We start from the raw sequence: 9205 nt of genomic DNA, 5'->3' as shown, positions 1-9205 counted from the left end.
GTCCGGGGGGAGGGGGGTCAGGTCGGCGAAGATCGAGGCGCCGTCGCAGCCGGCGTGCAGTGGGTACCAGCGCGGCGTGCCCGGTGGCCGGAGCTGGCAGATCCCCTTGAACGTCTGCACGTCCATCAGTCGGACGTGAGTCGGGTCGGCCACCGCGTTCACATGCCCCCACCAGGGGCTCATCACGTGCAGCACACCACCGGGGCGGAGCACCCGATGACACTCGTCGACCAGCGGCAGGAAGTCGATCAGGTGCTCCAGGATGTGCACCGCGAAGAGGACGTCCACCGAGTTGTCGGCGAGCGGCAGCGAGCCGGACAGGTCCGCCACGGCGTCCACACCGGGCGCCGGGTAGATGTCCAGCCCCAGGTTGCTCGACCACTGCTTGGTTGGCCCACAGCCGAGGTCCACGACCACCGGCGCCCGCCCGCCGATGCCGACCCGACACCAGACGCCGTAGACGCCGGCCAACTGCCCCACCAGGCCTCGCACCAGCCGGAGTTGGGGGGGCTCGGGCACGTCGCCGCTCAGGTGGGCCACCCCCCGGTCGAACCGCACCTCGACCGCCAGGTCCCGCAACCGATCATCGTGGCGGACCTGGTCCGCCCATGCCTGGGCGAGGAATTCGTCGATCGCCCGCAGCCGGTCGGCCGAGGGTGGAGTCTGCGCCAAAGCGACCATTCGGGTCACCTCCCGCCGCGCGATACCCGCAATCGCGCCCGTTATGCCCCGCAGGCCCGGCCCGCATCGCCCGAGCGCCCGGTCGGCCGGGCCCCGGCGCGGCCCGGATCGCGAGCGCCCGGGTCTCAGCCGGAGAGGGTGCGGCGGCCGCCGCGCATCCGCTGGCGAGGTGGCGGGTCGGTGGGTTTCGGCCGCTTGAGGTGATAGCGGTGCAGTTCGTTGTTGCCGGGCAGGGACGGATCTTCGCTCATCGCGACCAACTCCCAGCCCTGGTCGCCGGCCCGGTTCAGGTGGGCCAGGGCGGTGTCGCCGTACGGCGTCACGTCGACCATCGAGCCGTCCGGGCCGTACCAGACGAAGACGACCTCCCAGCCGAGGTCGTTGGTCGCGGCCTGGCGGCGGCGGACCAGCAGGGCGTACTCCCACTTGAGCATGGCGTCATTCTCACCCCGCGCCAGCCCGCGGACACGGATCAATCCTCGGCGATCCGCCCGGCATCCACCCGCAGTCGCCGATTGGTCTCGATGGCGGCCAGCATCCGCCGGTCGTGGGTGACCAGCAGCAGCGTTCCGGGGTAGCTGGCCAGCGCCGATTCGAGCTGCTCGATGGCCGGCAGGTCCAGGTGGTTGGTGGGCTCGTCCAGCACCAGCAGGTTGACGCCACGGCCCTGGAGCAGGGCCAGCGCGGCCCGGGTCCGCTCACCGGGGGAGAGGGTGGCAGCCGGTCGGGGCACGTGCGCCGCACGCAGGCCGAACTTGGCCAGCAGGGTCCGCGCGTCCGCCGGCGACAGGTGGGGTACGGCCGCCTGGAACGCGTCGATCAGCGGTACGTCGCCGAGGAACAGCCCTCGGGCCTGGTCCACCTCGCCGACCACGACGCCGGGCCCGAGGGAGGCGGTGCCGGAGTCCAGGGGCAGCCGCCCCAGCAGCGCGGCCAACAGGGTGGACTTGCCCGAGCCGTTCGCCCCGGTCACCGCGACCCGGTCCGCCCAGTCGATCTGGAGGTCGACCGGGCCGAGGGTGAAGCCACCCCGGCGTACCACGGCTCCGCGCAGCGTGGCCACGACGGCGCCGGCGCGGGGCGCGGCGGCGATCTCCATCCGCAGCTCCCACTCCTTGCGGGGCTCCTCGATCACGTCGAGCCGTTCGATCAACCGTTCGGTCTGCTTGGCCTTGGCGGCCTGCTTCTCGCTCGCCTCGCTGCGGAACTTACGGCCGATCTTGTCGTTGTCGGTGGCCTTGCGGCGGGCGTTCTTCACGCCCTTCTCCATCCAGCCACGCTGGGTGCGGGCCCGTGCCTCCAGTCCAGCCTTGGTGTCGGCGTACTCCTCGAAGTCCGCGCGGGCGTGCCGACGGGCCACCTCGCGCTCCTCCAGGTAGGCCGCGTAACCGCCGCCGTAGAGGTTGACCTGCTGCTGCGGCAGGTCCAGCTCCAGCACCCGGGTCACCGTGCGGGTGAGGAACTCCCGGTCGTGGCTGACCAGCACCGTGCCCGCCCGCAGCCCGGTGACGAACTCCTCCAGCCGTTCCAGGCCGGCCAGGTCCAGGTCGTTGGTCGGCTCGTCGAGCAGGAACACGTCGTACCGGCTGAGCAGCAGCGACGCCAACCCGGCCCGGGCCGCCTGGCCGCCGGAGAGCCCGGTCGTCGGGTGGTGCAGGTCCACCGCGAGGCCCAAATCGGCGCTGACCTGCTCGGCGCGTTCGTCCAGATCCGCGCCGCCCAGGGCCAGCCAGCGCTCCAGCGCGTCGGCGTACGCGTCGTCGGCACCGGCCGCCCCGGCGGTCAGCGCCTCGGTCGCCGCGTCCAACGCCGCCTGCGCGGCGGTCACCCCGGTCCGGCGGGCCAGGAAGTCCCGTACCGTCTCGCCCGGCCGCCGCTCCGGCTCCTGCGGCAGGTGTCCGACGCTCGCCGTGGGCGGGCTGAGCCGCACACTGCCGGCCTCGACCGGCGACAACCCGGCGAGGGTACGCAGCAGCGTCGACTTACCGGCCCCGTTCGGGCCGACCAGCCCGACCACGTCGCCGGGGGCGACCACCAGGTCCAATCCGGCGAAGAGCGGGCGGTCGCCGTGCCCGGCGGCCAGGTCCTTGACGATCATCGTGGCGCTCATCAGGACGGCAGCCTATCCGGCCGCCCGCATACGACGGGCCGGCAGCGGGCAGACTCAACAGCGTGGTGACCACACTGGCGATCGACTGTGGCGGCGGGGGCATCAAGGCGTCCGTGCTCGACGAGGCGGGAACGATGCGGGCCCGGCCGTTGCGGGTGCCCACCCCGTACCCGTTGCCGCCCGCGTTGTTTGTCCGGACCCTGCTGGATCTGGGCGGGCGCCTGCCGACGGCGGACCGGCTCACGGTCGGCGTACCCGGGATGATCCGGCACGGAGTGGTGGTGAGCACACCGCACTACGTGACCCGCAGCGGCCCCCGCAGCCGGGTCGACCCGGACCTGCTCGCCGAGTGGTCCGGCTGGGACGCGCGGGGCGCGCTGGCCGACGCGTTCGGGGTGCCGGCGCTGGTGCTCAACGACGCCGAGGTGCACGGCGCCGGAGTGGTCGCCGGCACCGGCTGCGAGCTGGTGCTGACCCTGGGAACGGGGCTGGGCAGCGCGCTCTTCGACGGCGGGGTGCTCGCCCCGCACCTGGAGCTGTCGCACGCGCCGGTGCGCTGGGGCACCACCTACGACACGTACGTCGGCGAACCGGAACGGCGGCGGCTCGGTGACGCCTTCTGGTCCCGGCGGATCCGGCAGGTGGTGGACGGGTTGCGCCCGGTGTTCCGCTGGGACCGGCTCTACCTGGGCGGGGGCAACTCCCGGCTGATCCGGCCCGAGCAACTGGCCCGGATGGGCGACGACGTGGTGGTGGTGCCGAACACCGCCGGGATCGTCGGCGGCGTCCGCGCCTGGGAGCTCTCCGTCGGACGCCGGGACGCCCGCACCTGACCCTTCGGCCTCCGTCGGCGGCCGGAACTGACCCGATCTCGACCCCGGGAACAGTCGCCAAACGCCCAGCGTTGTGCCAGCGTCGGAACAGGTGACGGTGCGACCCGAGGAGGTGGCAGATGGATCTTCTGGCGGACTACCGGCGGGCGACCATGTTCTTCGAAACCGGTGACCCCAGCGGGGCAGCCCGACTGCTGGAGCCGATCATCGACGTCGAACCCGGCAACGCGGCGGTCCGGCAATTGCTGGCCCGGGCGTACTTCCAGTCGGCCCAGCTCAACCGGGCCGAGGAGCACCTGCGCGAGCTGATCGAGCGGGACCCGAGCGACCACTACGCGCACCACGTGCTCGGTCGGACCCTGGAACGGCTGAACCGGCACACCGACGCGCTGCGGCACCTGCGCATCGCCGCCGCTATGTACGCGGCCAACGACGACTACCGGACCGCGCTGGAGCGGGTGGAGACCCGCCTGGGCGGCAGGCGCTGAGCCTGACCCGGTGACGCGTGCGGGGGCGGTCCTTCGGGGCCGCCCCTTCGTCGTCGGACGACCTGGCCGACGTGCCTAGGATGGCGGACATGGGACCTGACCGGCCGGGGGCTGCGGCATGAAGCTCAAGCTGGACCTGCACGAGATCTTCAACAAGGGCCAGGACATAGACCGCGCCCTGCGCGGGATCATGGACGAGGCGGTGGCGAAGAAGGCCACGCTCGTCGAGATCATCCCCGGCAAGGGGTCCGGCCAGCTCAAGAAGCGGGTGCTGCGGTTCCTCGACCAGAAGGACGTGAAGCAGCTCTACCACCGGGTGGAGAAGGATTCAAAGAACTTCGGCCGCCTGTTCGTCCACTTCCGCTGGAAGTAGATCCGGATGGTGGCTAGACGCGTCAGGCGCCGATCTCGGCGACCATCGTGTCCGCGTCCTTGAACGACTCAACCGTGCGAAACCCTTCAGCGGCGTACAGCCTCGCGGCGAAGTTCGCCCGCTCCACGCTCAGCGACACCGTGCGGATGCCACGTTCTCGTGCGGTGTCCAGAACGGCGCGCAGAAGCATTCGGCCCACGCCCCGGCCTCTCCAGCTTTCCACTACGCCGATCGTCAGCTCTGGCACGTCGTCACTCACGTACCCGTAGCCTGGATCAGCGGCGGTCAGATATCGGAACCAGGCCGCGCCGACGGGCCGGTCAACCGGGTCAACCGCAACCAGGCCGAAGTCGTTTGGCTGCATCCAGCCGGTGACATAGTGCGCCAGCGCGGGATTCGCCAGGATCTCCTCGCGAGGCCAGTTGCGGTCAGGCAGCCAGTTCATGGCTTCCACGAGCATGTCGACCAGGAACTCGAAATCAGCCGAGGTGGCTGCGCGGATGCCGAAATCAGTCACCGCAGAAGCGTCGCACGTAAGATCCAACAGATCCAAGATCATGCCGTCTTGGAGACGCTGCAAAGCCCGGGGTGGGCTGTGGTCAGCGGCGTTGACCGAGGGCCAATCCAACTCCAGCTCGTCTGCCAGCCGGGGTAGTGCGCATGCCGGGGGCTTCGGTGTGGCCAAGGTGCGGGTTAGGTAGACTGCACCGACGTAAGATGCGATCTAGCTTTGGGAGGGTCGATGTTCATCGGCCGCCGCACCGAACTCGAACTCCTCACCAAACAGCTTGACCATGTGAAGCGCACCGGCGAGGGCCGTTCAGTCGCCGTCCGTGGACGGCGGCAGGTGGGCAAGTCGCGGCTGGTGCAGGAGCTGTGCGACCGTGCCGATCTGCCGTACTGCTTCTACACCGCGGTCAAGGGCGCATCGAGCATCGAAGCGGTTGGCTACTTTCTCGGCGCACTGCGCGACTCGTCGCTGCTCACCTCTGGCGGTCGCGACCTTCTGCCGTCCCAGCCGCCGGCCGGTGGCTGGGGAGACATGCTGCGGGTCTTGGCGGGTGTCCTGCCCGATACACCGAGTGTGGTCGTCCTCGATGAACTGCCCTGGATCTCCGAGCAGGACGCGACGTTCGACGGGCATCTCCAGGTCGCCTGGGACCGGCTCATCTCCAGCAAGCCAGTGTTATTGCTGCTGCTCGGCAGTGATCTGCACATGATGCAGCGGCTCACCGAGTACGACCGGCCCTTCTACGGCAGGGCCACGAACATGGTCCTCGGCCCCTTCAATCTTGCCGAGACCGCCGCCGTGACCGGGCTGAGTGGCGCGGACGCGATCGACGCGCACTTGATCACCGGTGGGTTGCCCGGCGTCGCTCTCCAGTGGTCCCCGGGAACGCCGCCCGCCGAATTCCTGACTCAGGAGATCTCCAACAAGACGTCAGCCTTGTTCACCGTTCCCGAACAGTCCCTGGCCTCGGAGTTTCCCGCCCCGGACACTGCCCGGCGCATCTTGGAAGCGGTCGGCGGAGCAGGCGTGCGCACGTTCAGCAACATCGCCGCTGCCGCCGGGGACCGCGGCGGTCCGGTCAGTTCCGGCACCCTGTCCCCGCTGCTGCACCGGCTCGTCGAGGAGAAACAGATCCTCGCTGTCGACAGACCGCTGTCCACCAAGCCCAGCAAACTGGCGCAGTACCGAATCGCCGACAGCAACCTGCGCCTGTACCTGGCGATCCTGCGCGATGCGCATCAGCTGGTTCTGCGCGACAGGACAGCGGCTGCCCGTGCCGTCCTCGAGAGTCGGTGGTCCACCTGGCGGGGCAACGCCGTCGAGCCGCTCATCCGCGATGCGCTCGCCATCTCGGCCGGCGCCGGAGGGCTGCCCTGGACCGACACGTGGGAGGTCGGCGGCTGGTGGAACCGGCAATCCAACCCGGAGATCGACCTTGTCGGAGCCGACCGCGCCCCGATCGCCTCCCGCCTCGCGTTCGCCGGCTCCATCAAGTGGCAGGACGGCCCGTTCGACCGGCATCATCTCGACGACCTGCGGCGTCATGCCCCGGCGATCCCGGGTTTTCGGCCCGGGGCCAGTGGCCTGGTCGTCGTCAGCCGCTCCGGAGCCGACCTCCCGGCCGGGGCCGTGGACCTCGTCTGGGGACCTGACGACATCGTCCAGGCCTGGTCGGCCTGAGGCTGTCCGGCTGTGGCCAACTGAGGCGAGGCGGTCGAGGCGCCGGGAGGCAGGTTCGACCAGCTCGGCTGAGGTGACACGGCGGGGGACCGGGGACGGTCCCCCGCCGTCGTCGTTCTAGAACTGGTAGGTGCGGGCGACCGCCAGCATCTCCGAGCTGTGCGACCCGACGACGCCGACGGCCGGCGGCCGGGGGCGGAAGCCGGGCAGCCCGTCCAAGCCGTCACTGGCGTCCATCGCCCGCAGCGCCACCTGCCCGGCGATCGGCCGCACTGTCAACGTGACCTCGATGCCCTCCGTCGGCGGGGCGTGGACCACCAGCCCGAAGCCCCACTTCCCGTCCCGGGGCTCCACCGGCACCGACCGCCCCGCCACCTCGGCGCGCAGCACGGTGGCGGTCGACGTGTCGACGTGCACTGTGGCGATCCGGGCGACCCGCTGCGGGGTGAGCCGCAGCCGCAGCGTGCGCTCGCCGCCGGCGCTGGCGTCGGCCAGCACCTCCAACTTCGGCGCCGGCAGGTTCGCCGCCTGCGCCGGGCCGGCCCGCAGCTCACCACCACCGAGCCCGGGGTAGTCGTCGCTGACGTCGGTCACTCCGTCCACGTAACCGTCGGTCCACGGCTGCGGGTCGCTCTCGTGGCTGAGCCAGCGGGCCTGGCCGGTGCCGGCGTCCATGGCGTACATCAGGTGGGTCGGCACCGGGTGGGCGGCGTCGAAGCGGTCCACGGCCAGGCCGACCCCGGCGAGCACCACCGTCGCCACGGCGGCGGCACCGGCTGGCAGCACCGCGAGCCGCCGGGCCCGCAGCGCCAGCATTCCGCGCTGGCCACCGGCCTGCGGGTGCAGCAGGTCGACCACCGGCAGGGCGACCAGACCGAGCAGCACCGCGACCAGCGCGGCCACCCCGCCCATCGCCATCCCCAGCGCGGGGAAGAGCAGCACCACGGTGGGCAGCAGGATGACCACACCGACGGCGGCGGCGGCCGTCACCGCCACCACCGGCCACGGCCCGCTCTGCCGGGTACGCAGCGCGACCAGCCCGCCGACGGCGCCGGCCAGCGCCGGCACTGTGGTGAGGTACGCCCCACCCGGCACCGCCACGGCGAGCAGCACCCCGAACAGCGCGAGCCAGGCCAGCCCGCCGACGGCGAGCGCGGCCGGGCCGATCCGGCGGCGGGTCAGCGCGTACCAGGTGAACAGGATGGCGGCGGCGAGCGCCACGACGGCCAGCCGGTACCAGATCGGCCGGTACGGGTCGAGCAGCTCCGCGTACCCCGGTCGGATCGTGGTGATCGCCAGCCAGAGCAGTTGGGCGGCGACCGGCCCGGCGGCGATCGGCACCAGGGCCAGCGCGAAGCCGGCGGCGAGCCGGCCGGCGCTGGCCCGGCCGCTGCGGCGGACCAGCCAGCCCAGGGCGGCGACCGCGGCCACCGCGAGCAGGGCCAGCGGCAGGGTGAGCCAGCCGGGGTAGCGGACCAGCCCACCGGGGACGGGGAAGTAGGTGGCGTCGTGCCCGGAGCGCAGGTCGGTCAGGTCGATGCCGCCGAACTCCCGGGCCAGGCCCAACGCGTTGTCCCCGTGCTGCTGGAGGCTGCCCCGGTCCACGGCGTCGGGAGTGTCCAACGGCGTGTGGTAGATCGCGCCACCGTCGATGTACGCCGAGTTCAGCCCGACGAACTTCTCATCGAGGAACGCGGTGAAGTCGGTGTCGTTGGGCAACGCGCGGTAGATCTCCACCGCGAACGAGGTGCCGACCGGGTGCGGGGCGGCCCGGCCGAAGATGTCCACCAGCTTCGCGTTGTTCCGGGACGTCTCGAACATGATCACCGGACCGGTGGAGCCCCGCGCCTCGAGGTTGAGCACCACACCGCCGTCGGCGGCCAGCGGATGACTGGCGGCGAACGCGGACGCCCCGCAGAGGCACGCCTCCTCGGCGTCGGTCAGCACGAAGACGATGTCGTTGCGGGGGCGGGGGCCGGTGGTCAGCGCACGGGCCACCTCCAGGATGGCCGACGTGCCGGCGGCGTCGTCGTTGCCGCCCGGCCCGGTCTGCACCGAGTCGTAGTGGGCGACCAGGAAGACCCGACCGGTCGAGTCGGTGCCGGGCAGCCGGGCCACCACGTTGCGGATCCGCGCCACCGTCGCCCCGCCCGCCGCCCCGCTGAGCTGACCGGCCTCTGGTGCCACGGTGTCCTGCACCTCGGTCTCCAGGCCCAGGCCCCGCAACTGCTGCTCAAGGTGCGCGCGGACCTGCTCGTTGGCCTGGCTACCGGCCACATGGGACCGGGCGGCGATCACCTGGACGTCCTCGTACGCCCGGCCGGCGCTGAACTCGTCGGCCGGCGCGTCGACCGGCTTCGGGGCCGGGGTGCGCAGGTCGAGCAGGCTGCCGGCGCCGAGCGCGGCCAGCGCGACCAGGGCCGCCGCGGCGGCCACGAGACGCCGACGCGGCCGGGTCAACGCACGGTTGGCAGGGGGTACGCCCGGAATCGGACGGGGCGGCGTGCCCGTCGTGGCCGGGGTGGTGGG

Annotated in this window: 9 protein-coding genes; 4 read left to right on the top strand and 5 right to left on the bottom strand. The window is 71.9% G+C overall.

The genetic code is table 11. The features are described 5' to 3' along the window. The 3 genes from DLJ59_RS05425 to DLJ59_RS05415 form a co-directional block, all read right to left on the bottom strand. Window positions 1-681: class I SAM-dependent methyltransferase (locus DLJ59_RS05425; protein ID WP_124771405.1), on the bottom strand; the 681-nt coding region annotated here is incomplete at its 3' end. Between the two features lie 125 nt (window positions 682-806). Continuing rightward, window positions 807-1115 (bottom strand): hypothetical protein, encoded by a 309-nt coding sequence (locus DLJ59_RS05420; RefSeq protein WP_124771404.1) that lies wholly within the window; start codon window positions 1113-1115, stop codon window positions 807-809. 38 nt (window positions 1116-1153) lie between these two features. Next, the gene (locus tag DLJ59_RS05415) at window positions 1154-2791 is read right to left on the bottom strand and encodes an ABC-F family ATP-binding cassette domain-containing protein (RefSeq protein ID WP_124771403.1); all 1638 of its coding nucleotides are present in this window, start codon (window positions 2789-2791) and stop codon (window positions 1154-1156) included. Between the two features lie 62 nt (window positions 2792-2853). Between DLJ59_RS05415 and DLJ59_RS05410 the strand changes: the two genes are divergently transcribed. The 3 genes from DLJ59_RS05410 (at window position 2854) to DLJ59_RS05400 (ending at window position 4485) form a co-directional block, all read left to right on the top strand. Then, window positions 2854-3624 carry an ROK family protein gene (locus DLJ59_RS05410; RefSeq protein ID WP_124771402.1) on the top strand — a complete coding sequence of 257 codons (771 nt, stop codon included), beginning with the start codon at window positions 2854-2856 and terminating at the stop codon, window positions 3622-3624. Window positions 3625-3743: 119 nt separating this feature from the next. After that, window positions 3744-4112 carry a tetratricopeptide repeat protein gene (locus DLJ59_RS05405; RefSeq protein ID WP_124771401.1) on the top strand — a complete coding sequence of 123 codons (369 nt, stop codon included), beginning with the start codon at window positions 3744-3746 and terminating at the stop codon, window positions 4110-4112. 118 nt (window positions 4113-4230) lie between these two features. Further along, the gene (locus DLJ59_RS05400; protein ID WP_007465523.1) at window positions 4231-4485 is read left to right on the top strand and encodes a Smr/MutS family protein; all 255 of its coding nucleotides are present in this window, start codon (window positions 4231-4233) and stop codon (window positions 4483-4485) included. Between the two features lie 22 nt (window positions 4486-4507). On the opposite strand, the gene DLJ59_RS05395 is transcribed toward DLJ59_RS05400, so the two are convergent. Beyond that, entirely contained in the window at window positions 4508-5002 is a 495-nt protein-coding gene (locus DLJ59_RS05395) for a GNAT family N-acetyltransferase (protein WP_208648564.1), read from the bottom strand. Window positions 5003-5227: 225 nt separating this feature from the next. Between DLJ59_RS05395 and DLJ59_RS05390 the strand changes: the two genes are divergently transcribed. Next, window positions 5228-6676: an ATP-binding protein gene (locus tag DLJ59_RS05390; protein ID WP_124771399.1), complete on the top strand. Its 1449-nt coding sequence runs from the start codon at window positions 5228-5230 to the stop codon at window positions 6674-6676. A 117-nt stretch (window positions 6677-6793) separates the two neighbouring features. Here DLJ59_RS05390 and DLJ59_RS05385 read toward each other — a convergent pair whose 3' ends face one another. After that, entirely contained in the window at window positions 6794-9166 is a 2373-nt protein-coding gene (locus tag DLJ59_RS05385) for a M28 family peptidase (RefSeq protein WP_124771406.1), read from the bottom strand. Window positions 9167-9205: the final 39 nt, after the last annotated feature.

Origin of the sequence: Micromonospora inaquosa (assembly GCF_003857055.1) — a bacterium.
In the GTDB taxonomy this organism is placed as follows: Bacteria; Actinomycetota; Actinomycetes; order Mycobacteriales; family Micromonosporaceae; genus Micromonospora; species Micromonospora inaquosa.
Note: the sequence above shows the minus strand (reverse complement) of the source record. Positions and strands in the feature narration are given on the sequence as shown.